Source organism: Rhodococcus sp. EPR-134 (genome assembly GCF_001647205.1).
Taxonomy (GTDB): domain Bacteria; phylum Actinomycetota; class Actinomycetes; order Mycobacteriales; family Mycobacteriaceae; genus Rhodococcus_F; species Rhodococcus_F qingshengii.
The window spans coordinates 1-25,730 of the sequence record NZ_LVCT01000408.1; the positions used below are offsets into that span (position 1 = coordinate 1).

Here is a 25,730-nt window from a genome sequence, read left to right on the forward strand (position 1 = left end):
TCGGAGAGCATCGGCACGCCGAGAATCGCCACCAGACCCTCGGCGACGATCGCGGCATCGACCACTTCGTCATGGCGCGACTGCGTGTAGTCGCTGTAGTTCTGAACCCATTGGGCTGCTCGAGATTCGGCAATCGCGCTGACCAGTCCCGCGCCGGCAGGAACTTGCAGATGCTGGAGTTCCGGCGAGACCGCGCCGGCCGTCTTTCGAACATTCAGGTCACGAGTGATCACGTCGAACTCGGACAGGTACGTGACGTCGGTGCCCATGATGTCGTGTGCGCGGTTGACCAGCCTCTGCAGCAGTGTGTCCACGTCGCGAACCTGCGCGAGCTCACGTGCACTCGAATAGAGAACCGCCAATTCGTTCTCGCGACGGCGAAGTCGCCGAAATTCCGACCGACTGGCCCGGATGCGGGCCGCGGTCTCCGCGACCTCCGTTGCGCCAAAGCCGAATTCGGCAAGTACCTGTTCGACATGTTCGTCGCCGACTGAATCGGACGTCACGTCGAACAGCGCGGCAATCACGTTGGGCGCTGAGTCGGAGTCTGAATCAGGGGCGGTCACACCGAACAAACTACAGACCGGTGGATCCACCGAATTCGTCGAGCGGTGTGGATATGTGATTGTTGTTTGTTTCCAATGCATTCCGAGTCGTGCTCGTGTCTCCCGTTTCCCGTCTCAGTCTGTTCACGTCCTTCTCGAGCGCGCTGACTTCTGTCTCGAGGGCACTGATTTTGCGGTTCAACGCTTGGATGCTCGCCATGCAGACGCCGTTCGCGTCGACGGCGGAGATCCGGCGGGCGTTGGATCCCAAGCCGAAAATCGCCGCAAAGTCTTGCGCCATCGGACCCAGGTGACGGACCGACTTGTGGTCGAATCCGTAACTCCACGTACTTATTCGGAGTGCCGTCAACCGGTCGAGCACGTCCTGCGCGCTCGTCGGAACATCTACTCCGGTATGCACGCCACGTCGATGCGCGGCCCGTGCGAACACCCACTGCGCGGGGTGTCGCATCGCGGCGTTCACCCGAATACCGACCCGAGTGCCCAAAAATTCAGTGCGCTCGCCCTGGTCAGGCGGTGAGTTCACGTCGTGCGGTTTTGACGGTCTTGTCGCTCAGCAGAATTCCCGCTCCTGCGCCGAGCAGTCCGAGGCCGATTCCGACAGCGGCGCTGCCGAGGCCCAAAGCAATTCCCAACATGATTCCTCCAAAAATTGTGCGGTGAATTGAGGGGCCAGGTGTCCGACGAAAGTGCTGCCGACCTGCTCCGCGCTCATCTTTCACATTGCTCCGCCGTGCGGGCGATGACAACCCGTCTGGACCGAATTTCTCGTGGAAAACACAGGCGTGCAACACTGGGTGAAGAACTGCTGAGTCATCGGCGTCTTGTCGGCGCCGTACGGGCGGCAGTAATTGAGTAGCCATCGACCGATCTCTAACGCAGGTTTATCTGCGCGCGGCAACGATGACCAGGCAAAAGGGTGGCATGTGAACGAATCGAGCAGTGGCTTGTTTTCCGACCTCAGCGCGTCGGAGCCCGTTGTCGACGCAAAAAGCGCCGAGCAACTGGCTGCCGAGCGTGAAACTGCGGCAGCAGAACGCTCCAACACCGACACCGCTGAACAGCGGCAGTCGCAGCTGTTCAGCGGTTAAGCGCGTCAGGACTCCTTGATCACCGACAGAACATTGCCGGCGGGATCGGTGAACCAGGCGATGTCGGGGCCGTTGCCACGCATGATGCCTCGCGCATCCTGGGGGAATCCGTCGTATTTGAGAAACTCCACGCCACGTGCGGTCAGTTGGTCGACGGTTGTGTCGATGTCGTCGACGACGAAGTTGAGAATCGTGTAGGTCGCCGCTTCGTGATTCGGCTTCGGATAAACGAGGATCTCGGTTCCGCCGGCAAGATGTAGGCGAATCAGTCCCATGTCTCCGTCGGTTACCTTCAACCCGAGTGTTTCGCCGTAGAACTTCTTTGCAGAGTCGATGTCTGTCACCGAAAATCCGCTGAATGCTTTCGTGTCTGTAAGCATGACTATCTCCGTTCCCAGCGGTTGCCGGACTAGGTGGTTTGGGAATCCGTCATTCCGGATTCCATCTCGGCCCTGGCTTCCTCGCTGAACTCGATGATCTGAACGTAGTTTCCGTCGGGGTCGATCGCAGTGGCGAACAAACTGCCCCCGCGGTCTTCGAGTGGAGCGTGCCATTTTCCGCCGAGCGCATCGATGCGCTGTGCGATCGACCGGGCGTCGTCGGTTTCGACGTTGAGGAACATGCGACCCGGCTGGGGGTTGGTCTCGCCGACGTCGTCGCGTCTGTCGAGCATCACGTAGAAACCGTTGAAGTCGAGCACGTCGTAGCCGGGTTCGCCGGGAGTCCGGTCGACCTTCGGGGCGAACGCCTCGGCGTACCAGTCGCGCAAGCGTTCGGGGTCGGTGCTCGAGAGCAAAATGCTGCTGATGCTGGATCCGGACATGGGTCCTCCTGCTGTCGGTCGTTACTGTCGTCGGCAATCGAGGCTCTGGCCACATCACCTCCCAGATACAGACTTCCCGCAGCGGCGAAACTCATCGCGGCTCAGGTGTGTTCCGACACCAAGATCGCTGTCGTCCCGGGCTCGAGCGCCCGAAAGATGTGCTCCTCGTCGCCGGGATAAGCAAGATAGTCGCCCGGTCCGAGTTCGATCGGATTTGCAGTGGGCCCGACCTGCGCCCGTCCGGTGCCGATCACGACGTGTTCGGTGGTGCCGCGTGCATGCGGAGTCGAAATACGCGGCTCGCCCGGTTCGGCGACTATCCGATACAGATCGCGTCGTGCGTTCGGTGGGCTCGGCGCCAAGAGTGTCGCGATGTACGACGCGTTTGCCGACGCAATCGCGGGACCTTCTCCGGCTCGAATCAACTGAACGGTCTGTGCCTGAGAGTCGACGAGTTGTGAGAACGGCACGCCCAATGCGTTTCCGAGTGCCCACAGTGTTTCGAGGCTCGGATTTCCGAGTCCGGATTCGAGTTGGGAGAGTGTGGACTTGGCGATATCGGCGCGCCGGGCGACCTCCGAAAGGCTCAAGCCTGCTCGGGCACGTTCCCGTTTGAGTGCGACGGCGACAAGTTTCTGAGGAGTCTCCGCTGTATCCGTTTCATTACTGGGCATCGTTCGATTCTCCGATCGATCGTTCTACTTGACGAACGGTGTCACTTCGTTCAACATAGAATACATGCGTTCTTTATGGCGAACAGTTGATCGAGACACGGTTCGGGTGAGCGTGCTGATCTGTCTCTCCGTGGCCATCGTCGGTGTGTCCTACGGTGTGACGGCAGGATCGGCTGGATTCTCGTTGTGGCAGCTTTTGGCGTTGGCTGTACTCGTTCTGGGAGCGTCTTCGGAGTTCTTGTTCATCGGAATCATCGCAGCCGGAGGCAGTGCCACCGCTGCTGTTGTGGCGGGCTTGTTGATCAACTCCCGTAACTTCGCCTATGGGATGTCGGCAGGATCATTCCTCGGCAGGGATCGCTACACGGATTCAGGCTGGCGCGGGGGCTCGGGCTGGCGCAAGTTGGTCGGCGCGCACCTGGTCAACGACGAAAGCGTCGCGGTCGCCATGGCGCAGGAATCGGTGGAGCGCAAGCGTGCGGCTTTTTGGTTCTGTGGAATCGGGATCGCGGTGTCGTGGCCGATCGGAGCTCTCCTGGGCGGGCTGCTCGGCAGCGTCGTCCGAGACCCCGGCGCGTTGGGATTGGATGCCGCGTTTCCGGTTGTCATTCTGGCCCTTGTCTTTCCTGCGCTGAAGGAGAAGGTGACGCTGCTTGCCGCCCTGATCGGTGCAGCAGTCGCGGTGGCCACGTCGCCGTTCCTGCCGCCCGGTACCGCGCCGCTCGTAGCGCTGCTGAGTATCGCGGTGACGATACCGTTCCGGGAGAAGGTTCGATGAATACCGCGTCGGTCTGGATCGGTATCGTCGTGTTCGCTTGCGGTTCTTACGCTTTGCGGGCAAGTGGCGTTCTGCTCCGCGCTCGGGTGAAGCTCTCCGGCTTCGCCGAGAAAACCCTCGATCGTGCTGTCGTGGTGCTGCTGCTCGCAGTGGTTGTGACATCGACGGTCTTCACCGGGCATGACGTTGCGGGGCCGGCGCGGATGCTCGGCGTGGTGGCCGGAGGCATCTGCGCCTGGTTCAAGGCGCCGTTGGTGGTCGTGGTGATTGTCGCGGCCGGCACTACTGCAGTACTCCGACTGTCAGGAGTGTCGTAGAGCCGATTCGATGGGCGTTGAATCGGGGATCGAATTCAGGCGAGTGCGAATGCCGTCGATGAACAGGTCCAGGCCGAACTGGAAGCGCACTGTCGGATCGCCGTCGAGGAGGTCCTCGTCGGAACCGCCGCCGATCACCTCGGGGGAGTCGGGGGAAATGGGTGCTCTGGTCAGTGCCCCCATTTCTTCCATCTGCGCTCGGGACTGCTCGTCCACGGTATGGCCGAGTACGTAATACAGCAGGGCGTACGCCGCGAGTTGGGCGTGCTCGCGTGAGAGACCGGATTCTTGCCCGGCTTGTACGAAATGCTCGCGCACCTTGCTGTTCGTCATCCGCGAAGCGAAGGTGGCGCTGACCAACTCGGCGCCATCGCGGTGCGCCAGTAGGGCAGACCGAAGTCTGTGTGCCAGTTCGGAATACGCTTCTTGCCACGTGTCTGCGTCGACGGGGGCGTCGAGGTCTTCGAGGATCTTGTCGACGACCGCGCCGAGCAAGGTCTGCTTGTTCGGGAAGTGCCAGTACAGGGCGCCGGGTTGGACGCCCAGTGAGGTTGCGAGCCTGCGCATCGTGAGGTCGGCAAGTCCGAACTCGTCGAGTATCGCCATGGCGCCGTCCAGCACGTCGCCGCGTCGCAACTGCACTTGTTGTTCCCCTCGTTTCGTCCCGCTGTGGAGCGCTTTCGATCGAATGTCGATCGGACCCGCCTTTGACAGTATTCCACCACGTCTCTAACGTGAACACCGTTCAACTTGTACGGTGTTCAATTTTGCTGGTTTCGAAGGAGACGTCTGTGACCCCGCCCCCGATTAGCACGGCCCCTGCGACGGTCGACATCCTCGACCAGGCGCGCGAGCAAGTTCTCGAAAGAGGAGTTGGCCTGACCGAAAGCCAGGTGCTCGACGTACTCCGACTCGACGACGACAGGCTCGAAGACCTGCTGGCTCTCGCCCACGATGTGCGTATGAAGTGGTGTGGACCGGAGGTCGAGGTCGAGGGCATCATCAGCCTGAAGACGGGCGGCTGCCCTGAGGACTGCCATTTCTGCTCGCAGTCCGGACTCTTCCAGTCGCCGGTTCGCGCGGCGTGGTTGGACATCCCGAGCTTGGTGGAAGCTGCCAAGCAGACTGCGAAGTCGGGCGCTACCGAGTTCTGCATCGTGGCTGCCGTCCGCGGACCCGACGCCCGGTTGCTCGCTCAGGTTGCCGCAGGCATCGAGGCGATCCGCAACGAGGTCGACATCCAGATCGCCTGCTCGCTCGGCATGCTCACCCAGGAGCAGGTCGACCAACTGGCCGCCATGGGTGTGCACCGGTACAACCACAACTTGGAAACTTCGAAGTCGCATTTCCCGAACGTCGTGACCACGCACTCGTGGGAAGAGCGGTGGAACACGCTTCGGATGGTTCGTGAAGCAGGCATGGAAGTGTGCTGCGGCGGAATCCTCGGCATGGGCGAATCCCTGGAGCAGCGCGCAGAATTCGCGGCCAACCTGGCTGAACTGGAGCCGGACGAGGTCCCGCTCAACTTCCTAAACCCGCGTCCGGGTACCCCGTTCGGTGATCTGGACGTGCTGCCCGCCAGCGAGGCGCTCAAGTCCGTGGCGGCATTCCGTCTCGCGCTGCCACGCACGATCCTGCGCTTCGCGGGTGGACGCGAGATCACTCTCGGCGACCTGGGTGCCAAGCAGGGCATCCTCGGCGGAATCAACGCCGTGATCGTCGGCAACTATCTGACGACCCTCGGACGTCCCGCCGAGAAGGATCTGGATTTGTTGGTGGATCTGCAGATGCCGATCAAAGCACTGAACGACACTCTGTGAGCACTCCGGTGACCGAGGAGCGGTACAACCCGTTCACCGGGCGTCGGATCGTCGACGGCGTCGACGATCCGACGCCGACTGCGGCGTCGATGGGGCTCGAGCCTCCTCGCTTCTGCGAGCAGTGCGGGCGCCGCATGATCGTTCAGGTCAGCCCTGACGGATGGTGGGCGAAATGCTCCCGACACGGTGTCGTCGACTCGATCGACGTCGCCCGCAGGTAGCGTCACTCTGTGTGATCTCTCTTCGGCAGATTCGTCTGCGCACCGCGATCGTGATCGCCGCAACCATTGCGGGCGTGAGCGTGCTCGTCGGTGTGCTGTGGGCGTTCTTGGCTCCGGCCGAGCACCTGTTGGTGGTGTCCGAGGGGCGCGGCGTCGCGTTGACGGGTGAGAGCCTTCATCAGTTCGACGCGAGCGCCGTGTTCATCTGGCTGGCACTGATCGTCGGTGTGCTGTCGGCGGTGGCGGCCTGGTTGGCACGCCTGAGTCGAGGTCCTTATGCCCTGGGCGGGTTGATAGTCGGTTCAGTGGCAGGTACCGGACTGATGGCACTCGTGGGTTCGGGCGTGACAAAACTGCGTTTCCCCACGGCCGACAATCCGGCGGTCGGGGAGATCATCGCGCGGGCCCCGAACGTCGGAACTTTGCTCGTGCTTCTGTTTCAGCCGCTCGCGGCGTGCGTCGTGACATTGGTTCTTGCAGTGCTCAATCCGTACGACGACCTCGGGGTGGGGGACCACCCGGAATCCGGGGATCCGGAATCTGGGGATCCGGCCACCGACACCGAACAGGCCGAAGTCGAAAGCCAGCCGAAACTTCCGTAACTGTTGCGTCGCTACGCCGCAGAGGTCGACGAGCGCTTGGTTTCGGCTTTTATTCGCACGTCACCCAACAGTCGCCCGGAAATCAGCGCGCCCAACCGGCGGGTTGCGAAGCGAGTGCTGATCGAGGACACCCAGTTCGGCAGTCCCGATACGACGGTCGGCGGCGCGTAGCGTCGATCCAGTGCGCGGAAAGCGGTGTCCACCACCTGAGTTGCCGTCTGCATTCGCCCGACCGCCGCGTCTTCGGAGCCGACTACGTCGAAGAACTCGGTGCGCGTCGGACCGGGGCACACCGCCAATACAGTCAATCCGCTGCCGCGAGCTTCGGCCCAGAGTGCTTCGGTGAAGTTGAGTACAAACGCCTTGGACGCGCCGTAGACGGCCATGCCCGGTGTCGGCTGGAACGACGCTGTGCTGGCGACGTTGACCAGTGCTCCGCGGCCGGTGAGAAGGTCGGGCAGGAATGTGTGTGTCAGCTCGACCAGCGTGGCGATGTTGAGCTGAATCTCGGACGTGACGCGCTCGAGATCTTCGTCCACGAATGCCCCGTGTGTTCCGAATCCGGCGTTGTTGATCAGCGAGTCGACGGTGATGCCACGGTTTGTCAGCTCCTGGTGCAGCGATGCACCGACGCTGGGTGCGGCCAGGTCGGCGGGCAGGACTGTCACGATGATGCCGTGGGCGCCACGGAGTTCGGTGGCGAGTGCCTCGAGGCGGTCGGCCCGCCTGGCGACCAGAACCAGGTTTGCGCCGCGAGCGGCAAAGCGATGAGCGAATTCCACTCCGAGCCCAGCGCTGGCTCCGGTGATGAGGACGGTGGTTCCGGCTACGTCGATGGCCATGGTGGCTCCTTCGGTTCGGGTGATCCCAAATGTAGGCACTGACACCATAGTTGTCAATGACAACATTTTGATATGGTGCCACCATGCCCGCCCACGAACATCCGTATCATCACGGCAGCCTGCGACAGGAACTCCTGGCGTCGGCCGAAGCAACACTCGAACGAGATGGCGTCGACAAGTTGTCGCTGAGGCAACTCGCGCGTGAGGCGGGCGTGAGCCACGCGGCTCCGGGCAAGCACTTTCGTGATCGCCAGGCTTTGCTCGATGCCTTGGCCGAAAGTGGATTCCATCGGATGACCGGTGCGCTCGAGCGGGCAGTCGCGGATGCTCCACCGACCGCGAGGGCCCGGTTCTCCTCGCTCGCCAATGCCTACGTGGATTTTGCGCTGGAGCATCCGGGCCTGCTCTCTCTGATGTACAGCAACAAGCATGCGCCGGGCGCCGCCGAAACTGTCGTCAACGCGGGGCACGCGACGATGGACCTGACCGTCCGGCTCGTGTCGGAAGCTCAGGCCGCCGGTGACATTGCCGCCGGTGATCCGGAAAGCATTGCGCTGGTTGCCTTTGCGACGTTCCACGGCGTCGCGACGCTTGCTGCGGGCGGAATGTTGGGCGACGTGCCGGTGGGCGAGGTGGTGAACGCGGCCTCGACGGTCTTCTGGGCGGGCCTTTCCAGGGCTGTCTGAGGTGGGGCGCGCAATTCCCCAGAGTTCTCACAGAACCAGCACAAGGGAAGCACAAGATTGCGGACTTACATAGGAGTCAAGAAGTTTGATTCCGAGTGGAGGTTCGGCAATGAGTGTTTCAGAGATCGCCCCCAACAGGGGAGTTGTACTTGTCACGGACATCGGATTCGAGCACGGTGCGCGCACGGCCGCCGAGTTTCTCGACGCTGGTTGGAGCGTGGCAGTCACGGCGCGGACGGTCACCGAATTGGTTCGCGTCATGGCGGGAAAACCTACCCATCGCTTCTTTGCGATTGTCGCCGATCCGACGGATCGTTGGCAGGCCGATCGGATTCTCGATCGGGTGACGACTCGGTTCGGTGTAATCAACCGGGTCATCGATCCGGCCGGCGCCGTGACCTCGGTGTGGTTGCAACGCGGAAGTCTCGAAGCTGTTGCCTGACAGTGCGATCGGTGTCAGCTTGGCGGCCGTAGTGCGGCGAATTCGTCGGTGACCCGCAAGGTGGAGTCGGTGAAACGGTACAGGGCGGGTGGACGTCCACCCGACTTGCCGGACGGTGCGGTGTTGCCGGTGGGAGTCAGAACGCCTCGACGCCCCAGCACGCGTTGCAAGTTGGTGGCATCGACCTGGTAACCGAGGGCAGCGCAGTAGATTTCGCGCAGTGTCGACATCGCGAACTCTTCCGGGGCCAGCCCGAATGCGATGTTGGTGTACGAGAGTTTCGCGGCGAGTCGATTGCGCGCGTGCCGTACGACGGTTCCGTGGTCGAACGACATCTCCGGCAACTTCGAAACGGGGTGCCAGGCCGTGTCCGGTGGCAGTTGTGGGTCGGCGCTGAGGGGAACGAGTCCGAGGAAGGTCGACGCGATGCGGCGCGGACCCGGCACGCGCTGTGGATCACTGAAGACGGAGAGCTGTTCGAGGTGGGCGACCTTTCGTAGGTCGACCTTCTCGGCGAGGAGTCGTCGAGCGGAGGTCGTCAGGTCCTCGTCGTCGCGCAAAGTGCCCCCGGGCAGGGACCACGTGCCCTTCTGTGGGTTGAGTGCACGCTGCCACAGCAGCACGGCCAACTCTTCACGCCCTTGCGGGCAGTGATCGCCGTCACCTGCGGCGATGCTTGCGGGGAAGGTGCGAACTTGGAACACCGCTGCAAGCACTTCGTGGGTGGTGTTACTATTGGGCACGTTTTCGATCCTAAGTCGAAAACCTCGAATACGGAAATCCGGGCCAGCCCGTCCGGATTTGAACTGGGTGACGAGCCCGGGTTCACGGTGAAGGAGAACGCCATGACGACCACGACGTTATGGGAGGGATCGGCCTCGCAGATTCACGACGGCCCCGGCGGATACAACGGAGTCGAAGCGACCCCCGAGTGGGCCGCTGAGATCAAACGTCTGGCTCGCGAACGCGGCGCGACGATTCTTGCGCACAACTACCAGCTGCCTGCGATTCAGGACGTCGCCGATCATGTCGGTGACTCCCTGGCGCTGTCACGAATCGCTGCCGAGGCGCCCGAGGACACGATTGTCTTCTGCGGTGTGCACTTCATGGCCGAGACCGCGAAGATCCTGTCGCCGTCCAAGACCGTGCTGATCCCGGACGAGCGAGCCGGCTGCTCTCTGGCCGACTCGATCAATGCCGAGCAGCTTCGTGAGTGGAAGGCCGACAACCCGAACGCGCTGGTGGTGTCGTACGTGAACACAACCGCAGAGGTGAAGGGTCTCACCGACATCTGCTGCACCTCGTCCAATGCCGTCGACGTGGTCAACTCGATCGATCCCGACCGCGAGGTTCTGTTCCTGCCGGACCAGTTCCTGGGAGCTCACGTCAAGCGCGTGACGGGCCGTACCAACATGCAGATCTGGGCTGGTGAGTGCCACGTGCACGCCGGCATCAACGGTGACGAGCTGACGGCCAAGTCCAAGTCGCACCCGGACGCCGAGCTGTTCGTGCACCCTGAATGTGGTTGCGCTACTTCGGCTCTGTACCTAGCCGGTGAAGGCGCGGTCCCCGCGGACAAGGTCAAGATTCTCTCCACCGGCGGAATGCTCGACGCGGCCCGCGTCACCAAGAGCAAGCAGGTTCTGGTCGCGACCGAGATCGGGATGCTGCACCAGTTGCGCAAGGCAGCGCCCGACGTCGATTTCCAGGCCGTCAACGACCGCGCGTCGTGCCCGTACATGAAGATGATCACGCCTGCCGCGTTGCTTCGCTGCCTTCTCGAGGGCAAGGACGAGGTCCACGTCGATCTCGAGATGGCCAAGCGTGCACAGAAGTCGGTGCAGCGCATGATCGAGATCGGTAATCCGGGCGGCGGCGAGTGACCAGCCCTGCCGGGCGTTTCGCCTGGGAGGCTCATGCCGACCTGGTCGTCGTGGGAGGCGGTGTCGCGGGCCTCACCGCCGCGCGCACCGCTTCTCTGCGCGGACTGAAAGTACTCACGGTCAGCAAGGGCGGTCCGACGGACACCGCGACTCAGTACGCGCAGGGCGGCATCGCGGTCGTCGACGATCTGAATACGGATTCCGTCGAGTCGCACGTTTCGGATACGTGTGAGGCCGGCGTCGGTTTGTGCGACGAGGAAGCCGTCTATTCCATCGTCGAAGCTGGTCACGACGCTGTTGCTGCGCTGGCCGCGTTGGGAGCGGTCTTCGATCGCGGGCGAGACGGCGAGGTGTCGCGCACCCGCGAGGGTGGGCACAGCACGCGTCGGATCATCCATGCCGGCGGCGACGCCACTGGCGCGGAAGTGCAGCGGGCTCTCAATGCTGCCGGGCTCCCCGTTCTGTTCGGTGCAGCGGCAGTCCAGGTGGTGACCAACCGGCGTGGGGTGTGCGGACTCATCGTCTCCTCGCCGGAAGGCCTCGGAGTGATCCATGCGCCCGCGGTGCTGCTCGCTACCGGCGGACTCGGTCAGCTGTATGCCTGCAGCACAAATCCGCCCGGAGCGACTGCCGACGGAATCGCGTTGGCACTCGAAGCCGGTGCGGCGATTGCGGACCTGGAGTTCGTTCAGTTCCATCCGACGGTGCTCTTCACTCCGGGCGGGGTAGGCCGCCGACCCCTGATCAGTGAGGCGGTCCGCGGCGAGGGCGCGATTCTTGTCGACACCAACGGTGATTCGGTCACCGCAGGTGTTCATCCGCTGGGTGATCTCGCCCCGCGTGACGTGGTCTCGAGGGCAATCGCAGCACGCCTACGCGATCTCGGCACTGATCACGTCTATCTCGACGCTCGCAAGCTCGACGGTTTCGATTCGAGATTCCCGACCATCACGGCGTCCTGCCTCGAAGCGGGCATCGATCCACGCACCAAATTAATTCCGGTCGCTCCGGCCGCGCACTATTCGTGCGGCGGAGTCGCCACCGACGTCCATGGACGAACGGGAGTGCCTGGTCTCTACGCAGCAGGCGAAGTGGCTCGCACGGGATTGCACGGCGCGAATCGTCTTGCGTCCAACAGCCTTCTCGAGGGTTTGGTAGTCGGGGAGCGTGCAGGAATCGCAGCTGCCGAGCGTCGCGAGGTTCATGCCGAAGTGGTCAACGTGGTGCGCAAGCCGATGCCGATCCTGCCGCGAGAGACCGTGCAGTCCGTCATGACGGCACACGCGTCGGTGGTTCGCGACGGAGGCGGTCTCCAGATTGCGCGAGCCGCGCTTGCCGACGCCGAACAGACAGTGGCGGTGGCTGCTCGGGACCTCGAAGACGCGGCGCTCACGTTGACCGCGACTGCATTGGTCGACGTGGCCGTGGCGCGAACCGAGAGCCGTGGCTGCCATACCCGCACCGACTATCCTGAAACAGATCCGAATCAGCGTCGCAGCACTCGGATCAAGATGGGTGCCGACGGAGCGCTCGAAATACCCGACATGTTGTTGACAGGAGTTCATTGATGACCGAGCAGAAGATCCTGCCCGCGCCGCTCGACCGTGACGAGCTGCTCACATTGGTCAGGCTCGCTCTGGACGAGGATCTGCGCTATGGCCCCGACATCACTTCTACCGCAACGGTTCCCGCCGATGCGGTCGCGAAGGCGTCGGTCGTCTCACGCTCCTCGGGTACTGTCGCCGGCATCGACGTCGGACTGCTTGTTCTCGACGAGGTGATCGGCGCGGGTAACTACGAGGTCGTTGATCGGGTGGCCGACGGAACTCGGGTTGCGCCAGGTCAATCGGTGCTCACCGTTGTCGCACCCACCCGCGGCCTTCTCACGGCAGAGCGCACGATGCTCAACCTCGTCTGCCATCTCTCGGGAATCGCCACGGCGACATCACAGTGGGTCGACGCCATCGCCGGCACTCATGCCAAAGTGCGGGACAGCCGAAAGACACTGCCCGGACTGCGTTCTCTGCAGAAATATGCAGTCCACGTGGGCGGAGGCGTCAACCACCGCATGGGATTGGGTGACGCGGCGTTGATCAAGGACAACCATGTTGCTGCTGCCGGTTCGGTGGTTGCAGCACTTCGTGCGGTCCGTGAGCTCGCCCCGGACATCGAGTGCGAAGTTGAGGTCGACAACCTCACTCAGCTCGATCAGGTGCTGGCGGAGAACGTGGAACTTGTTCTGCTGGACAACTTCCCGCTGTGGCAGACGCAGATCGCGGTCCAGCGCCGAGACGCTGTAGCTCCAGAAACCAAACTCGAGTCATCCGGTGGTCTCACCATCGACGTTGCCGCAGAGTACGCCCGAACCGGCGTCGACTACCTCGCTGTAGGTGCCTTGACGCACTCGGTGACGGTCCTCGACCTCGGGCTCGACATGTAGGTGTCGCTATTGCTCGGCGTCCAGCAGTTGCGGGACGGCCGAGCGAAGCGCGTTTGTCACGGTTGCGACCGCCGGGTGAGCGTCGGAGCCCGCTCGGTGTGCAATCTTGGTCCTTCGTCGAATGGGCATCGGCGTCAGGCGCACACCTAGCGGCGGATGGATTGCTCCGAGTTCAGGAACCAGCGAAACACCCTGTCCCGCAGCGACGAGGGCGAGAACGGTGGCGAATTCGTCGATGTGGTGTCGCACTTTCGGGGTGAATCCAGCTGCCTGGCATGCGCGAATAGTCATTGCATGACAAGCAGTTCCGGGAATTGCGGTAATCCAGGGACGTTCTACGCAGTCGGTCAGCGATGCGACAGCGTCGTGGGGATCTGACTCGATGTCACTCGATGCGAGGTACACGGCTTCGCTGCATAGCGGCAATGTCGTCAGGCCCGGTTCGGTGGGGCGAGGGACGAAGTCGTAGTCGTGAATCAACGCCAAGTCCAGAGTCCCAGCTCGTAGGTCGTCGGCGACGTCCGCCGGGTCGATCTCCGAAACCATCGGTTCCAACCCGGGATGCTCGCGAGACAGGGCGATCAATGCCGCCGGGAGGATCGCCCGTGCCGCGGTCGGGAACGTTCCGATGCGCAGCGGCCCCGCCAGTCCACGACGTGCGTCGACCAATTCACCTGACGCCTGCTCCAGGCGTTGCAGGATGGCTTCGGCATGACGTGCGAGGTTCTCACCGGCGGGTGTGAGTCGGACGCGACGGCCTGTTCGTTCCAGCAGCGGCACGCCGGCTTCACGTTCGAGGACGGCCAACTGCTGCGACACCGCGGAGGGACTGAACGACAGCGCCTCGGCAACGGCAACGATGGTTCCGCGCAGCGCTAGTTCGCGCAAGAGCTTCAGTCGACGAACATCGAGCATCAGCTCAGCTTACGCTCGACGATGGAAATGCGAACTAGACCTACAAGGTTTGTTCGGTGAGGCTGAGTTCTATGACTACGACTCGAGTTGACCTGGCCGGAATCCATGTTCCACTGATCACGCCCTTCGAGAGCGACGGTCGTATTGCAACCGATGCACTCGAACAGCTTGCGCACCAGGTCCTCTCCGAGGGTGCGGTCGGACTCGTTGCGCTGGGGACTACAGCGGAAGCCGCAACACTCACCGAGCAGGAGAGAGTGACCGTTCTGGATATCTGTGCGAATGTGTGCCGTGCGAGAGGCGCGACGTTGATCGTCGGCGCGGGCAGTAACGACACGGCGGCCAGTGCGCAGGCGCTCGGGAGGCTGGCTCGGTGGCCTGAGGTCTCGGCGGCGTTGGTGCCGGTTCCCTCCTTCACGAGGCCGTCGAAAGCCGGTGTGGTGGCGCATTTCGCGCATCTGCAGTCGTCGAGCCCAGTGCCGCTGATCGTCTATCACGTGCCGTACCGGACTGCGTGCGATCTGGACAGCGGCACTTTGCAGGAGGTGGGTACTTTGCCCGGGGTTGTTGGTGTGAAGTATGCCGCGGGCGGTATCGACGCAGCTGCCGTCGAACTCTTCGCGGATCTTCCGGGCGACTTCGCCGTACTGGCGGGGGATGATCTATTTCTCGCGCCTCTTCTGGCCTTGGGTGCGGCCGGTGGCATCTTGGCGTCCGCTCATGTGTCGACCGCTGAGTTCGTCCGCTTGGTAAAAGCTTGGGACAGTGGCGATGTGGACGGCGCCCGTGACCTCGGGCGGAGTTTGTCGAAGCTGTCCGGAGCTCTGTTTTCCGAACCGAACCCGACTGTGATCAAGGGCGTATTGCATGCGTTGGGACAGATTCCGACTCCCCATGTGCGACTGCCGTTGCTACCTGCGGGTGACGAATCGGTAGCGCGGGCGCTCGAGGTCTACCACTCTTGACTCGAACGCATGTTCGAGTATTGTGTGGGGAGGGGATCGGGGGATTCAATGAGTGTCTTGTTGTCGGATGTGGTGTCGGGTTCTGCGGTGGGGTTACGCGGACGCCTGTGGCGGTTGTCGGCTGCTGAGTTGCGGGTTGCTGCGGTGTCGGCGAGTGCGGAGATTCTGCGCCTGGAAGCTGTGCGTGTGGCGGTGGTGGACGAGTTGTCGTTGCGCCCGGATGATCAGGTGATTGCCAGCCGCGGGGTGGGTGCGTGGTTGGCGGGCAACACGATGCTGCAGGTTCGGGACGGGAAGAAGATCGCCGCCCTGGGTGCAGCTTTGCGGCCGTTTCCGGCGGTGGCGGCAGGCTTCGATGATGGGGATTGCTCGTTCGAGCATGCGGTGTTGATCGTGGCGTTCTGCGAATCACCACCGAAAGGCATGCCGGAGGAGGCGCTACCGAAGTGCATCGATTTGTTGTTGGCTGCTGCGTCGGGGGTGGAGGCGACGACGACGAAAGTGCGGAACGTGATCGCGACCTTGGAGCGGTTGTTCGAATCGGATGAGATCCCGCCCGCCGAGGATGTCGATCTCAATGAGTTGCGGATCGCGTCGACGTTGAACGGTCGGGTGGTGGTGCGTGGTGATTTCGATGCCCTCACCGGTGAAATGTTGTTGTCGGCGTTGTCGAATCTGACGATGCCGACCCCGGCACCGGATGGAACCCCGGATTCTCGGTCGGCGGCGAAACGGACCGCGGACGGGTTCACCGAACTGATCCGCCGCTACCTCGACTGCGCCACAACCGGCACCGACGGTGGTCAGCGTCCGCACGTGAACGTGCACATCAACGCGCGTGATTTGGCTGAGCATCGGGACTGCGCCGCAACACCCTCCAAGACTGATGACGGAATGGCCGTATCGGATCTCGATGTCGGGCACATGCCCTGGCTCGGACCACTGTCCGTATCGCAGACCAGACTCCTCGGGTGTGACTGCTTCCTCTCCACCGTCCTGCTCGAGGATCACGGCGCGCCCTTGGATGCGAAACCAGGAAAGAGGTTGGTCACCGCCGAACAACGGACTGCGTTGATTGCCCGCGACAGAGGCTGCGCCTTCCCGGGCTGCACATGCGTGCCCGCCTGGACGGATGCGCACCATATCCGGCACTGGGCGAACGGCGGCCCGACGGTGATGAACAACCTGGTCCTGCTGTGCCGTTCACATCACCGGTTGATGCACCGGAAATCCGGGTTCGTCGGGAAATGGGCGATTCGGATCGGTGTCGACAACAAGCCCTGGTTCATTCCGCCGCCCTCGATCGACCCGCAGCAGCACCCACGGCCGGCCAACACCACATTCAAAACCTGACTGAGTGGTGACACCCGTTCAGGCGCACAACTTCACGCCGATAGGCTTCAACTCGGAGATACACCCGGGTTGGGGCCTGGAGGCCGTGTTGTTGTGAACGGCTGCAGATATGGGGGAGGTCATATGGTTGTGGACGTTGTGCAAGCGGTCGAGACCGATGGGCCGGAGATTCTGGCGCTGCGGCACGCGGCAGAAGACTGGTTGGCAGAACGCGGAATCATCCAGTGGCGCCCGCGTGAAGTGTCTGTCGAGCAGGTCGAGCAGCAGATTTCGAGAGGGGAGTTCTTTGTTGCGCGAGACCGGGAGCAGTCGAGGATTGTCGGTGCCCTGCGGTTGATCTGGTCGGACCCTGTGGTCTGGCCCGATTCGAACGAGCCTGCCGGCTACGTGCACGGATTGGTTATCGATCGAGAATTCTCGGGAACCTCGATGGGCGAACGCTTACTCGTCTGGGCCCATCGACGGTCCGCGGACGAGAACGCGCAGTACCTGCGGCTCGATTGTGTAGAAACCAACGTGCGGTTGCGCCGCTACTACTTGGACGCCGGTTTTACCGAGGTAGGGCGTCGTGACTTCGGAGACGATGCCGACACCGGTTGGTTCAGCGTCGTGCTGTTCGAGCGCTCCCTGACCTGAGCCATTCACAGCAACTTTCCAGCCGGCTCCCAGTGCCGCCAGGGTTGGAGACGCGATCGTTGGCAGGACAGTAACTCGTGAAGGGACTTCCTGATGATCGCCGTTCTGCATCCGGCCCCGCGTCAGCGGCCGGCACCAACTGCCCATCGCGCGGAGCCCTCGCCGTCGTGGTTCCGCACGCGCAGTACAGGATTGGCGCTGACGATCCTGTTGGCAGCAACGGCAGTCCTGTATTTGTGGAATCTGACCGCGAGTGGCTACGCCAACACCTTCTACGCTGCAGCGGCGCAGGCCGGCTCCCAGAATTGGAAAGCGTGGTTCTTCGGTTCCCTCGATACCTCGAATTTCATCACTGTCGACAAACCGCCCGCTTCATTGTGGGTCATGGGTGTGTCCGGACGAATCTTCGGATTCTCGAGTGCCAGTCTTCTAGTTCCGCAGGCATTGATGGGCGTCGGATCAGTAGCGCTCGTATACGCGGCCGTCAAACGAGTGGCGTCGCCCGCTGCGGGTTTGGTGGCGGGAGCTGTTTTGGCAGCTACGCCCGCTGCCGCCCTGATGTTCAAGTTCGACAATCCTGATGCACTGTTGGTTCTGCTCATGACTCTTGCGGGCTACTTCGTGATTCGGGCTATGGGCACGGCGATCGGTCGTCGAGCCGCGATGTGGGTGGCGCTCGCAGGAGTAGCGCTGGGGTTTGCCTTTCTCACCAAGATGCTGCAAGGGCTGATGGTGTTGCCTGCATTCGGTGCCGCGTATTTGATCGCCGGACAGGTGCGCTTGCGGACTCGCCTGGTCCACCTGGTGATCGGTGCTGCGTCCGTTGTCATATCGGCTGGGTGGTGGGTGTTGGCAGTGTGGCTGTGGCCCGCTGATTCTCGCCCGTACATCGGCGGATCGACCAACAACAGCGTCATGGACTTGGTACTGGGATACAACGGATTGGGTCGACTTTTCGGGAGCACCGGTGGCGGTGGCGGAATGGCCGGTGGCAGTGCAGGTTCGAGCTTCGGGGGAAGTGCCGGACTCGAACGGCTGTTCGGCAGCGAGATGGGTATCCAGATTTCCTGGCTGATACCTGCGGCACTGATCGCAGTGGTGTTCGGACTGCTCGCTCGGGGACGCGCACCGCGCACAGATCTTGTCCGTGCGTCGTTGATCCTTTGGGGTGGCTGGTTTCTCGTTATCGGCCTGATCTTCAGCTACATGTCCGGCACGATCCACCCCTATTACACAGTTGCGCTGGCGCCCGCCGTCGCGGGGATGATCGGGACCGGTGGATACGCTCTGTGGTTGGTCCGTGCCCGTTGGATCGGACGTTGCGGCTTGGCTGCGACGATGCTGGCCGCAGGAATCTGGAGTTGGGTGTTGTTGCACCGCAATGCCGACTGGCTGCCGATGCTGAAGTGGATTCTGTTGGTAGGCACTGTCGTCGGCGCGATCCTGGTTCTCGTGGGAGCCAAGGATCGATTTCGCAAGCTCGCTGTCGCTGGATTGATTCTTGGATCGTTGGCAGGGATAACCGGTTCTGCGTCTTACGCGATTGCCACTGCCGCAACAGCGCACGGTGGGTCCATCCCGACGGCCGGACCGACCGGCGCCGTGTCCGACTCCGGAATCGGCGGGGGAGGAGGTATGGGTGGGGGCCCAGAGCTGCAAAACGGTGACGCTCCGCCGAATTCTTCTGACGCGACTGTAAATCCGGCGTCGAACGGGCAAGAACTGAGTAGCGGCAGCGAAAGTACTTCCGAGTTGACGGCAATGCTGGTCAATGCGGGCACCACGTGGTCGGCCGCGACCAACGGCTCGCAAAGCGCAGCAACCTACGAGTTGGCCAGCAATACCGCGGTGATGGCGATCGGCGGTTGGAGTTCCGATCCCGCACCGACATTGGATCAATTCATCCAGTACGTGGCAGACGGAAAAATTCACTACTACATTGCCGGTGGCCAGGGCGGAAGCCAGCGAGAGGGCCAAAGCGGGGACAGCACGTCGAGTGCCATCCAGGAATGGGTCGAAGCGAATTTCACGTCGACAACGGTGGGAAATTCCACGATCTACGACCTCAGCGGGTATGTCGGATAGCGACGTAGTTGTTGTGGTAGGCAATGATCGAGAAATGTCTGGGCGCACCGCACACGAGTCGAACCGTCGCCGCGAGCAATGGACCTGGCGTGACGGGCTGGTGATCGTCTCGATCGTCGCCTTGGGAACTGTTGTCGCGGCGGTGACGAACGAAGACACGGGCGCGTCGATTCCCGGCTGCGATTCGGTGGCATCGCCGGGTCCGCCGGTGCGTATCAACTACGGTTTTGCCGGTGAGCCCGGCTATGACGACCCGGACTATCCATGGTTCTCGGGACCGAAGGCCACCGCCATGAGCGACGCACTACTCGAATCGCTGCCTTCCGATGTCGACGTTGCATTTGCGAGTCCATCGAAATCGCTCGAGTTTGCGCCGATCCAGAATTACCGGGGTGCCTCGTTTCCTGACGGGGTCGACCCGATCGAGTTCAGCGGTTCTACGTCGGCGAAGGGAACCTTGACTCGCGTCGGGCGGACTGCGGATATCTCGGTTCAGGTGCGTGCATGGGATCAGCCGGTGCCGCCGTGCTTGGAGGGTCTGGTGGATCGGCGGGAGCATCTCGAAAACGGAACAGTGCTCGACATCGCCGATTTCGAGGACAGAGCCGATTTCGAAGACACAGACGGTTCGGAAGTCGGGGGCGAGCGCGGAGTCGTCGCGTATCTCGGTGATGGATCCCGGGTTGTTGCCAGCGTCGACACGTCGACCGGAACTTCGTCGGATGCTTCCCCGCTCTTGACGATGGACGAACTGATCGCGTTAGCGACCGCGCCGGGGCTTGCGGTGACTGCGCCGGTTCCAGACTCGACGCCGCCGCCGATGGCATCCTGCTACACCGATTCTGTGAATGCCGGTCCACCTGCGTCGCGCATGGATATCGACCGACTGAATCAGTTGCTCGATGCACGTTGGAAGGATCTCGGCGCGGCAGGCGTCACTTTGGAGCGCCCGCTCGGTTCGTTGGTTCCAGATGATTACGGACAGGGAGGAGTGTGCGAGCGGATCGTCGCCTCAACAGCGGACGGCAGCAGCGATGTCGAAATATCAGTTGGTACCGCTGTGCCGGAACCGGGTGAGACACTGACGTTGCCAGGCTCCACCACCGTGACTCGCCTGGTCGATCCCGATGGCTCGGGCGATGACACGGTCCGGGTTGTTCACCCCTCCGGCGAAACAGTAGTGGTGACCCAGTTCGTGACATCGGCGGACTCCACATCGGCGTCGCCTTTGACGATCGAACAACTCGAGTTCATTGCAACCACTCCAGGCTTGGTGTTATCGCCCTAGCTGCGGAGGTTTTCAGATAGCGTGTCGCGAATGGCAGGCGAAATTGGTCGTTGGCGTCCGCTGGTTTGCGTAGTAGGCGTGGCTTCCTCGATTGTGCTCGCGGGGTGCGCGTTCAGTGTGGAGGAATCGCCCTCGCGGGCGACAATGTTAGATGGTCCCTCGTCAGGTGAATTATGCCCGGGAGACCCCATAGTGGAGTCCGCGTTGGCTGACGCGCTGCACTCAGGAGCATCGGAGTTTTCGGACGGATTGACAGTGGGCGGCGGATCATTCGACAGCGCGTCGGGAACCGTCACGCTCGATCTGTGCATCGGGGACACTGACCCGCGAGACTCCGCTTCGTTGACCGCTCGGGTCGTTCAGGCTTCTCCCCTTGGTGATTCGGTGACATCGATGGTTGCTCATGTCCGCCGGCCGAATGGGTCGGCGACGACGGTGACATGTACCGACTTCGCAGCGAATGACTTCTCGGTCGATCCTAAGGCGATGCGGACTGCGTGGGTATAGCCCTAAGCTGGCAGAATCGGATGTCAATGTTCTTGTTATCGAGTGACGTCGGAGGCTCAACGAATGGGCGATGCCAGCCCTGCTCGCGGTGACGATTTCTCCACCTGGTTCATCGACCAGTTCTCCGTGTACTGGCAGTCCGGCGGTGGGGCTCGTATCGAAGGTCGGATTGCGGGCTATCTGCTGATCAGCGAGTCGCAAGGGGTCAGCGCCGAAGAGTTGGCGCAGGCACTCGGAGCAAGTCGCGGATCGGTGTCCACCTACATTCGTCGGTTGATCGACCGGGGGTTCGTCAAGCTCACGCGCAAGCCTCGGGATCGGACTCACTACTACGTCATGGATTCCGACGTGTGGGGCGGATTCCTCGAAACAGAGCACGTGTATCTCGAGAATCAACGCAAGCTTGCGACCGAGGCCCTGCAGTACGCAAATCCCAACGGTCCCGCGTACATTCGTGTGCTCAACATGCGCGATTACATGGGGTGGATCATCGACAATCGCATGCTGAGCAGTGAGTGGATGCGATTCAAAGCTGAACGCGACGGCAAGAAACCCGCGTCCGAATAGGACGCGGGTTTCTCGATCGCACGATGCTGATCTACATCACTTGTTCAGCTTCGCGATTGCCTCGTCGATCATCGGCACGTAGCGCTCGAGCGACCAGGGCACGGTCAGAGGGTTGATCATCGAGGAACCGGTGACGAAGGGCTGTTCGGTCGGAGCGATGACAGTTCCCCGAGCCACAGCGGGGATTGCCTGGTAAGCGGGCTGCGCTTCGATCTCGGCCCGGTTGGCCGGGTCCGAGTAGAAGGTGAAGAGCAGGTCGGACTTGTCGAGGAGGTTTGCGTTCTCGAGGCCGATGACGGCGGAGTCTGTTCCTTCAGATTCCGTCAAGGTGTAGACGACGGGATCCACCTGCAGGCCAAGTGCGCGGACCATGGCCACACGCTGCTCTTCGGCGAAAAAGACGCCGAGGGTTCCTGGGCCCGTGTTGTAGATGAAGGAGAAGCTGACGTCGGCGTAGTTCGGATGTGCTGCAGTCGATTCCGCGAACTGCGACTTGATCTTGTCGATTTCGGCTGTCGCCTTCTCGGATTCGCCCATGGCTTTGCCGATGACGTTGATCTGGTCTTCCCACGTGATGGTCCAGGGGCTCTCGGCGTAGGCGACGGTCGGCGCGAACGCGTTGAGTGAGTCGAACTGCTGCTGAGTGATGCCGGACCAGGGGGCGAGGATCAGGTCGGGTTCGAGAGCGATGATCGCCTCGATGTTGAGATCGGTTCCGCCGGTGAACTGCTCTGGCAGTTCGCCACCTTGCTTCGTGACCGCTTCGTGGACCCACGGCAGATACCCGGTGTCGTCGCTGCCCCATGCGTACTTTTCGACGCCGACGGGGATCGTGCCGAGCGCGATTACGGTCTCTGCCGACCCCATGCCGAGAGTCACGATTCGCTCGGGCTTTTCGGTGATGACGGCGTTTCCGAGCGCACTTTCGATGGTGACGGTTTCGAAGTCGCTGCTGCTCGATTCGGTTGCGGTGTCGTTGTTACTGCATCCGCCGATTACCAGGGCGGCAATGACCAATCCACTCAGCGCCACAGTTCGGCGAAGTGAGCGCACACGGGCGTATCGCATGGGGAACCTTCCGTTGTCGATGCGCCGAGGAGTGAGACTCCGACGGATCGCAGCCGACGGCCGGTTCCAGGCGCGTCAGGAAGCATAGGCTAGCCTTCGCCAAAGTTTCAAATCTGCTGAAAGTTCACGAGTCCGACAAACGGCGACATGCCAGGGGCCTCGTCGACGTTTGCCGGACAAGCTCAGCAGCTAGGAACGTCGACGGTAATCTTCGGGTCGTCGACAAGCGGCTGGACCGGTACGCGAGCTTCGCCCTCGGCTGTGGGCTCGGTCAGATCGAACTTCAGCTCAACCGTCTGGCCTCGCGGAATGACGGCCCTGGTCATGTAGGCCGGGTGACCCTGTTCGGTTCCGTTGACGGCAAACGAAATCTGTCCACCCACGGAGACGGCATCGAGTTTGGCGCCGGCTGTCGCAAGCAGAGTGACTGCAGCCACATTGGTGCCATTGGGCAGTCGTCCGGGGTTGTCGACGATCCCGCTGACATATTCGGTCAGGTCGGCGTCGGGCGCGTTGTTGGTCAGTCGAACGGTGACCGTTGTCTTTCGGGTGTCGCCGGTGCACGTCTGGGCTGTGTAGTCGATTTCTCGTGTGAGGTAGTAGTCGAGCTTGTTGCCGGCTTGGTTGTTGATCACCACACCGGCGTACGGAGCGGCATCATCGGGAATGGTGTGCCCGAGGACGGTGTCGGCAAGAACCGATTGTTCGTCGGGGTGAGAGCTCCACACTGCGATTCTGCCCTCGCTGACACCTCTGCCCAGAGCCTCCAGTAATGCGCTCGGCGACTTGATGTTCCCGGTCATCTTCGCCACGACACGGGCCGCGATTGTCTGCAGATACTGCTTTCGTGCCTTGTTGTCGGAGGGAAAGCGTGCGTACGCGGTCGACTCGGTCAACTCAACGACGTTGTCGGCCGTTACCGACTCTCCGTCCGGCATCTCTACTGGTCCCACCGCCGCGAGGAGGTAACTCAGTGCTATCGGATCGGTCGCTATCGCGCCGTCGACCAGCTCACCCCCGGACTCCTGTGACCACAGGGACTGCCAGATCTGCGCTGCGTACGGAAAGTGCGAGCTGAGGTTGCTGTTGCGAAAATCGGTGGCCGGTCGACTGTTTCCGTACAGCTGGTTGAAGTCAGGACCAAGGTCTATCGGTTGATTGTCCAGTGTTAGTTCGGAGTTGGGGGAGAGTGTGTCCACCCGAGCGGCGCCGTTGTCGACTCGGACGATGCCGTATCCACCCAACAGGCCGCCGGTTCCTCGCGCTTCCGCATTGGTCTGGAAACCGATGAAGTAGTTGCGCGGTCCGTCGGTGCCGAGCATCGCCGGTGCGATGCGCGCCGCGGTGGCGGTGTTCGTCAGGAGGGTAGCCAGTTCGCTTGTCTGCGACTGTAATTCTGCTCTGGCATCGTTAACTCGGCCCAGGTACTTCGATTCGGGAACTTCCTGTGCCTGCGACGACAGCAATTCCGCGGCGATAGCTGTTTCGGTCAGTTTCGGTTCCGCTTCGCGTAACGGTGCGAGTGCCAAGCGCCCACCGGGCTGCACCAATTCCGTTGGTGCGAGTGAAGTTCCGGTAGTCACGGCAGGGCCGAGAACGTCACGCGTAAGCCCCTGAACGACCTCGGTCATCTGGCGCGTCGACTCGAACGGCGACCCGATGACGGGAATTGCGGCGGTGATGTTCCAGGGGAGTGAATGGGTGTTGTCGTATGCGGCCGATGCTTCGCGATCGGCTTCCGCCGCGGCAGACTCTGCGACTCCCGTATCTCCGGCCAGGAGAGCGCTCTTCGCCGACTGTGCGTGGTCGCGAGCCGCCTCCAGGTTGTCTTTCGCCTCGTATGCGGTGTACCCGAGCCATGCCACGAAACCGCCCACTACCAGCGTCGTTGCGGTGATCGCGACTGCCGTTCTACGGCTTCGGAGAAAAGCGGCCGCCCCCTTGGTTTCGCGCTCCGGGCCCCTCGGTGGGATGGTGTTGGAGCCGCTCGGTTCAGCCCCGGAATCGTCGTCGGACTTTGGTCCCACCGTGTCGTTGTTCATCCGCTGAAGCTCCTGACGTTTGAGTGCGTGAAAGCTGCGTCGACATGTCTAGCAGTGTTGGCCCAGTGGTGAAAACTTAGACGAGACAGTAGGGTTCGGTTCGGCCGTTCGTGGTGTTCGCTCCCATGGATTCACGTGATCAGCCACCGAACGTTCGTGAAAAACAAGGCTGGTGAAATGTGAGGTGACGGGTTGAGTGCTTTTCCGTTGTCTCGGGCTCAGCTCGCGCTGTGGTTCGCGCAGCAATTGAGTCCGTCAACTCCGTTCGTGGTGGCTCAGTACGTGGAACTACGCGGACCGGTTGACGTCGACGCGCTGATCGAGGCAACGAACACGGCATGTCATGAATTGGAGTCGCCGTTCGTTCGCCTCGTCGCTACCGATGCCGAGCCGGCACAGGTCGTCGATCATTCGATCGTCGACGATCTCGCATACCTCGACTTACGCAGCGACCGCGACCCGGTTCAGCGCGCGAACGAGTGGATGACAGCGGAATACTCACGGCCACTTGACGTGATGTCTGACCGCCTGATCTCGGCAACCTTGCTTCACCTGGCAGATGAGCACTACTACTGGTACTCGCACGCCCATCACCTCGTGCTCGACGGACATGCGGCGATGACACTCACCGCTCGGGTGGCCGAGCGCTATTCGCATCTGGTTCATGGCAAGACGCTGACTCCTTTCGGTGGTCTCGGGGTACGTGCACTGCATGACCTCGACGTCGACTACCGATCCTCGTCGCGGTATCGATCGGACGAGCAGTACTGGACGGAGATGTCCGAAGGCCTGCCCCGCCCGGTTCGCCTCGCCGACGGCGCCGGGCTGACGTCCATGCCGCAGCGCATGATGGTTCGGACACTGAATCCAACTCTTGCAAAACAACTTTCGGATGTCGCGACCGAGTGGACTACGTCCGAGGTGGCGGTCCTCGTCGGTGCATTCGCGTCCTATCTGGGTCGCATGACGGATTCCGATGACGTAGTCCTCAGCTTGCCGGTGTCCGGCCGCACCACGGCGACGTCGAGACGTTCAGGTGGGATGCTGTCCAACATCGTGCCTGTTCGTGCGCAACTCGAACGGGATCTGTCGCCACGAGAACTGGTGCGTCAGATCTCG

At 62.1% G+C, this 25,730-nt stretch carries 29 protein-coding genes and 1 pseudogene; 18 read left to right on the forward strand and 12 right to left on the reverse strand.

The annotated features are described in order from the left end of the window. From A2J01_RS18735 to A2J01_RS37220, 3 genes and pseudogenes are all read right to left on the reverse strand, one after another. Positions 1-566: pseudogene (locus A2J01_RS18735) on the reverse strand (helix-turn-helix domain-containing protein); the annotation flags it as partial. 10 nt (positions 567-576) lie between these two features. Next, the gene (locus A2J01_RS18740) at positions 577-966 is read right to left on the reverse strand and encodes a tail fiber domain-containing protein (RefSeq protein WP_231915828.1); all 390 of its coding nucleotides are present in this window, start codon (positions 964-966) and stop codon (positions 577-579) included. Positions 967-1,075: 109 nt separating this feature from the next. Beyond that, a complete protein-coding gene (locus tag A2J01_RS37220; RefSeq protein WP_003941742.1) occupies positions 1,076-1,204 on the reverse strand; it encodes a hypothetical protein in 129 nt (42 codons plus the stop codon). 288 nt (positions 1,205-1,492) lie between these two features. Between A2J01_RS37220 and A2J01_RS36470 the strand changes: the two genes are divergently transcribed. Then, the gene (locus A2J01_RS36470) at positions 1,493-1,657 is read left to right on the forward strand and encodes a hypothetical protein (protein WP_003941708.1); all 165 of its coding nucleotides are present in this window, start codon (positions 1,493-1,495) and stop codon (positions 1,655-1,657) included. A gap of 5 nt (positions 1,658-1,662) precedes the next feature. On the opposite strand, the gene A2J01_RS18745 is transcribed toward A2J01_RS36470, so the two are convergent. The 3 genes from A2J01_RS18745 to A2J01_RS18755 all read right to left on the reverse strand — a co-directional run bounded on the left by A2J01_RS18745 (position 1,663) and on the right by A2J01_RS18755 (position 3,154). Continuing rightward, positions 1,663-2,037, reverse strand: coding sequence for a VOC family protein (locus tag A2J01_RS18745; protein ID WP_030537100.1), 375 nt, complete (start codon positions 2,035-2,037; stop codon positions 1,663-1,665). 29 nt (positions 2,038-2,066) lie between these two features. After that, positions 2,067-2,480 carry a VOC family protein gene (locus A2J01_RS18750; protein WP_030537099.1) on the reverse strand — a complete coding sequence of 138 codons (414 nt, stop codon included), beginning with the start codon at positions 2,478-2,480 and terminating at the stop codon, positions 2,067-2,069. Positions 2,481-2,581: 101 nt separating this feature from the next. After that, entirely contained in the window at positions 2,582-3,154 is a 573-nt protein-coding gene (locus A2J01_RS18755) for a helix-turn-helix domain-containing protein (protein WP_047270126.1), read from the reverse strand. 64 nt (positions 3,155-3,218) lie between these two features. On the opposite strand from A2J01_RS18755, the gene A2J01_RS18760 reads away from it, so the two are divergent. Both A2J01_RS18760 and A2J01_RS18765 read left to right on the forward strand, forming a co-directional pair. Then, positions 3,219-3,932 (forward strand): AzlC family ABC transporter permease, encoded by a 714-nt coding sequence (locus A2J01_RS18760; protein WP_064113315.1) that lies wholly within the window; start codon positions 3,219-3,221, stop codon positions 3,930-3,932. Then, the gene (locus A2J01_RS18765) at positions 3,929-4,249 is read left to right on the forward strand and encodes an AzlD domain-containing protein (RefSeq protein WP_007733089.1); all 321 of its coding nucleotides are present in this window, start codon (positions 3,929-3,931) and stop codon (positions 4,247-4,249) included. The genes A2J01_RS18760 and A2J01_RS18765 overlap by 4 nt, the downstream gene beginning before the upstream one ends. Here A2J01_RS18765 and A2J01_RS18770 read toward each other — a convergent pair. After that, entirely contained in the window at positions 4,235-4,891 is a 657-nt protein-coding gene (locus A2J01_RS18770; RefSeq protein WP_007733086.1) for a TetR/AcrR family transcriptional regulator C-terminal domain-containing protein, read from the reverse strand. The genes A2J01_RS18765 and A2J01_RS18770 overlap by 15 nt on opposite strands. A 164-nt stretch (positions 4,892-5,055) precedes the next feature. Between A2J01_RS18770 and bioB the strand changes: the two genes are divergently transcribed. Genes bioB through A2J01_RS18785 form a run of 3 tightly spaced genes read left to right on the forward strand, consistent with a single transcriptional unit; the run spans position 5,056 to position 6,892 of the window. Further along, the gene (bioB, locus tag A2J01_RS18775) at positions 5,056-6,069 is read left to right on the forward strand and encodes a biotin synthase BioB (RefSeq protein WP_024487821.1); all 1,014 of its coding nucleotides are present in this window, start codon (positions 5,056-5,058) and stop codon (positions 6,067-6,069) included. After that, complete coding sequence (gene bsaP, locus A2J01_RS18780) at positions 6,066-6,290, forward strand: biotin synthase auxiliary protein BsaP (protein WP_003941741.1); 225 nt, start codon at positions 6,066-6,068, stop codon at positions 6,288-6,290. The genes bioB and bsaP overlap by 4 nt, the downstream gene beginning before the upstream one ends. A gap of 11 nt (positions 6,291-6,301) precedes the next feature. Beyond that, positions 6,302-6,892 carry a DUF2567 domain-containing protein gene (locus A2J01_RS18785; protein ID WP_007733080.1) on the forward strand — a complete coding sequence of 197 codons (591 nt, stop codon included), beginning with the start codon at positions 6,302-6,304 and terminating at the stop codon, positions 6,890-6,892. Positions 6,893-6,903: 11 nt separating this feature from the next. Here A2J01_RS18785 and A2J01_RS18790 read toward each other — a convergent pair whose 3' ends face one another. Further along, positions 6,904-7,734: an SDR family NAD(P)-dependent oxidoreductase gene (locus A2J01_RS18790; protein WP_064113309.1), complete on the reverse strand. Its 831-nt coding sequence runs from the start codon at positions 7,732-7,734 to the stop codon at positions 6,904-6,906. Between the two features lie 83 nt (positions 7,735-7,817). On the opposite strand from A2J01_RS18790, the gene A2J01_RS18795 reads away from it, so the two are divergent. Together A2J01_RS18795 and A2J01_RS18800 are read left to right on the forward strand one after the other, a co-directional pair. Next, a complete protein-coding gene (locus A2J01_RS18795; protein ID WP_064113310.1) occupies positions 7,818-8,420 on the forward strand; it encodes a TetR/AcrR family transcriptional regulator in 603 nt (200 codons plus the stop codon). A 109-nt stretch (positions 8,421-8,529) separates the two neighbouring features. Then, positions 8,530-8,862 (forward strand): hypothetical protein, encoded by a 333-nt coding sequence (locus A2J01_RS18800; protein WP_064113311.1) that lies wholly within the window; start codon positions 8,530-8,532, stop codon positions 8,860-8,862. Positions 8,863-8,876: 14 nt separating this feature from the next. Here A2J01_RS18800 and A2J01_RS18805 read toward each other — a convergent pair whose 3' ends face one another. After that, complete coding sequence (locus A2J01_RS18805; RefSeq protein WP_007733069.1) at positions 8,877-9,605, reverse strand: NUDIX hydrolase; 729 nt, start codon at positions 9,603-9,605, stop codon at positions 8,877-8,879. Positions 9,606-9,707: 102 nt separating this feature from the next. Between A2J01_RS18805 and nadA the strand changes: the two genes are divergently transcribed. From nadA to nadC, 3 genes are read left to right on the forward strand one after another with little or no spacing between them, the layout of a single operon-like run. After that, the gene (nadA, locus tag A2J01_RS18810) at positions 9,708-10,745 is read left to right on the forward strand and encodes a quinolinate synthase NadA (RefSeq protein WP_003941702.1); all 1,038 of its coding nucleotides are present in this window, start codon (positions 9,708-9,710) and stop codon (positions 10,743-10,745) included. Further along, complete coding sequence (locus A2J01_RS18815; protein WP_064113312.1) at positions 10,742-12,313, forward strand: L-aspartate oxidase; 1,572 nt, start codon at positions 10,742-10,744, stop codon at positions 12,311-12,313. Before nadA ends, A2J01_RS18815 begins: the two co-directional genes overlap by 4 nt. After that, positions 12,313-13,185, forward strand: a complete 873-nt coding sequence (gene nadC / locus A2J01_RS18820) for a carboxylating nicotinate-nucleotide diphosphorylase (protein ID WP_003941805.1) — start codon at positions 12,313-12,315, stop codon at positions 13,183-13,185. Before A2J01_RS18815 ends, nadC begins: the two co-directional genes overlap by 1 nt. 6 nt (positions 13,186-13,191) lie before the next feature. Here the strand turns inward: nadC and A2J01_RS18825 are convergent, their stop codons facing one another. Then, on the reverse strand, positions 13,192-14,100 hold the full coding sequence (locus tag A2J01_RS18825) for a LysR substrate-binding domain-containing protein (protein ID WP_030537090.1): 909 nt from the start codon (positions 14,098-14,100) through the stop codon (positions 13,192-13,194). 71 nt (positions 14,101-14,171) lie between these two features. Between A2J01_RS18825 and A2J01_RS18830 the strand changes: the two genes are divergently transcribed. The 6 genes from A2J01_RS18830 (at position 14,172) to A2J01_RS18860 (ending at position 21,501) form a co-directional block, all read left to right on the forward strand. Then, positions 14,172-15,065: a dihydrodipicolinate synthase family protein gene (locus A2J01_RS18830; protein WP_047270128.1), complete on the forward strand. Its 894-nt coding sequence runs from the start codon at positions 14,172-14,174 to the stop codon at positions 15,063-15,065. Between the two features lie 48 nt (positions 15,066-15,113). Then, positions 15,114-16,418, forward strand: coding sequence for an HNH endonuclease signature motif containing protein (locus A2J01_RS18835; protein WP_064113313.1), 1,305 nt, complete (start codon positions 15,114-15,116; stop codon positions 16,416-16,418). 123 nt (positions 16,419-16,541) lie between these two features. Beyond that, entirely contained in the window at positions 16,542-17,054 is a 513-nt protein-coding gene (locus A2J01_RS18840; RefSeq protein ID WP_047272184.1) for a GNAT family N-acetyltransferase, read from the forward strand. A 93-nt stretch (positions 17,055-17,147) separates the two neighbouring features. After that, complete coding sequence (locus tag A2J01_RS18845; RefSeq protein ID WP_082900902.1) at positions 17,148-19,139, forward strand: glycosyltransferase family 39 protein; 1,992 nt, start codon at positions 17,148-17,150, stop codon at positions 19,137-19,139. A 34-nt stretch (positions 19,140-19,173) separates the two neighbouring features. Beyond that, positions 19,174-20,427: a hypothetical protein gene (locus A2J01_RS18850; RefSeq protein WP_047272186.1), complete on the forward strand. Its 1,254-nt coding sequence runs from the start codon at positions 19,174-19,176 to the stop codon at positions 20,425-20,427. 570 nt (positions 20,428-20,997) lie between these two features. Continuing rightward, positions 20,998-21,501 carry a GbsR/MarR family transcriptional regulator gene (locus A2J01_RS18860; protein ID WP_047272189.1) on the forward strand — a complete coding sequence of 168 codons (504 nt, stop codon included), beginning with the start codon at positions 20,998-21,000 and terminating at the stop codon, positions 21,499-21,501. Positions 21,502-21,537: 36 nt separating this feature from the next. Here A2J01_RS18860 and A2J01_RS18865 read toward each other — a convergent pair whose 3' ends face one another. Both A2J01_RS18865 and A2J01_RS18870 read right to left on the reverse strand, forming a co-directional pair. Then, positions 21,538-22,569: an iron-siderophore ABC transporter substrate-binding protein gene (locus A2J01_RS18865; RefSeq protein ID WP_007732282.1), complete on the reverse strand. Its 1,032-nt coding sequence runs from the start codon at positions 22,567-22,569 to the stop codon at positions 21,538-21,540. A 182-nt stretch (positions 22,570-22,751) separates the two neighbouring features. Beyond that, on the reverse strand, positions 22,752-24,611 hold the full coding sequence (locus A2J01_RS18870; RefSeq protein ID WP_064113314.1) for a DUF4012 domain-containing protein: 1,860 nt from the start codon (positions 24,609-24,611) through the stop codon (positions 22,752-22,754). A 192-nt stretch (positions 24,612-24,803) separates the two neighbouring features. On the opposite strand from A2J01_RS18870, the gene A2J01_RS18875 reads away from it, so the two are divergent. After that, positions 24,804-25,730: condensation domain-containing protein (locus A2J01_RS18875; RefSeq protein WP_156519314.1), on the forward strand; the 927-nt coding region annotated here is incomplete at its 3' end.

Bases quoted from the DNA above. Each gene is read 5' to 3' on its own strand.
- A2J01_RS37220 (WP_003941742.1), bottom strand. From the start codon at position 1,204: ATGTTGGGAATTGCTTTGGGCCTCGGCAGCGCCGCTGTCGGAATCGGC.
- A2J01_RS18745 (WP_030537100.1), bottom strand. From the start codon at position 2,037: ATGCTTACAGACACGAAAGCATTCAGCGGATTTTCGGTGACAGACATC.
- A2J01_RS18750 (WP_030537099.1), bottom strand. From the start codon at position 2,480: ATGTCCGGATCCAGCATCAGCAGCATTTTGCTCTCGAGCACCGACCCC.
- A2J01_RS18755 (WP_047270126.1), bottom strand. From the start codon at position 3,154: ATGCCCAGTAATGAAACGGATACAGCGGAGACTCCTCAGAAACTTGTC.
- A2J01_RS18760 (WP_064113315.1), top strand. From the start codon at position 3,219: ATGCGTTCTTTATGGCGAACAGTTGATCGAGACACGGTTCGGGTGAGC.
- A2J01_RS18765 (WP_007733089.1), top strand. From the start codon at position 3,929: ATGAATACCGCGTCGGTCTGGATCGGTATCGTCGTGTTCGCTTGCGGT.
- A2J01_RS18790 (WP_064113309.1), bottom strand. From the start codon at position 7,734: ATGGCCATCGACGTAGCCGGAACCACCGTCCTCATCACCGGAGCCAGC.
- A2J01_RS18795 (WP_064113310.1), top strand. From the start codon at position 7,818: ATGCCCGCCCACGAACATCCGTATCATCACGGCAGCCTGCGACAGGAA.
- A2J01_RS18800 (WP_064113311.1), top strand. From the start codon at position 8,530: ATGAGTGTTTCAGAGATCGCCCCCAACAGGGGAGTTGTACTTGTCACG.
- nadA (WP_003941702.1), top strand. From the start codon at position 9,708: ATGACGACCACGACGTTATGGGAGGGATCGGCCTCGCAGATTCACGAC.
- nadC (WP_003941805.1), top strand. From the start codon at position 12,313: ATGACCGAGCAGAAGATCCTGCCCGCGCCGCTCGACCGTGACGAGCTG.
- A2J01_RS18825 (WP_030537090.1), bottom strand. From the start codon at position 14,100: ATGCTCGATGTTCGTCGACTGAAGCTCTTGCGCGAACTAGCGCTGCGC.
- A2J01_RS18830 (WP_047270128.1), top strand. From the start codon at position 14,172: ATGACTACGACTCGAGTTGACCTGGCCGGAATCCATGTTCCACTGATC.
- A2J01_RS18835 (WP_064113313.1), top strand. From the start codon at position 15,114: ATGAGTGTCTTGTTGTCGGATGTGGTGTCGGGTTCTGCGGTGGGGTTA.
- A2J01_RS18840 (WP_047272184.1), top strand. From the start codon at position 16,542: ATGGTTGTGGACGTTGTGCAAGCGGTCGAGACCGATGGGCCGGAGATT.
- A2J01_RS18845 (WP_082900902.1), top strand. From the start codon at position 17,148: ATGATCGCCGTTCTGCATCCGGCCCCGCGTCAGCGGCCGGCACCAACT.
- A2J01_RS18850 (WP_047272186.1), top strand. From the start codon at position 19,174: ATGTCTGGGCGCACCGCACACGAGTCGAACCGTCGCCGCGAGCAATGG.
- A2J01_RS18860 (WP_047272189.1), top strand. From the start codon at position 20,998: ATGGGCGATGCCAGCCCTGCTCGCGGTGACGATTTCTCCACCTGGTTC.
- A2J01_RS18865 (WP_007732282.1), bottom strand. From the start codon at position 22,569: ATGCGATACGCCCGTGTGCGCTCACTTCGCCGAACTGTGGCGCTGAGT.
- A2J01_RS18870 (WP_064113314.1), bottom strand. From the start codon at position 24,611: ATGAACAACGACACGGTGGGACCAAAGTCCGACGACGATTCCGGGGCT.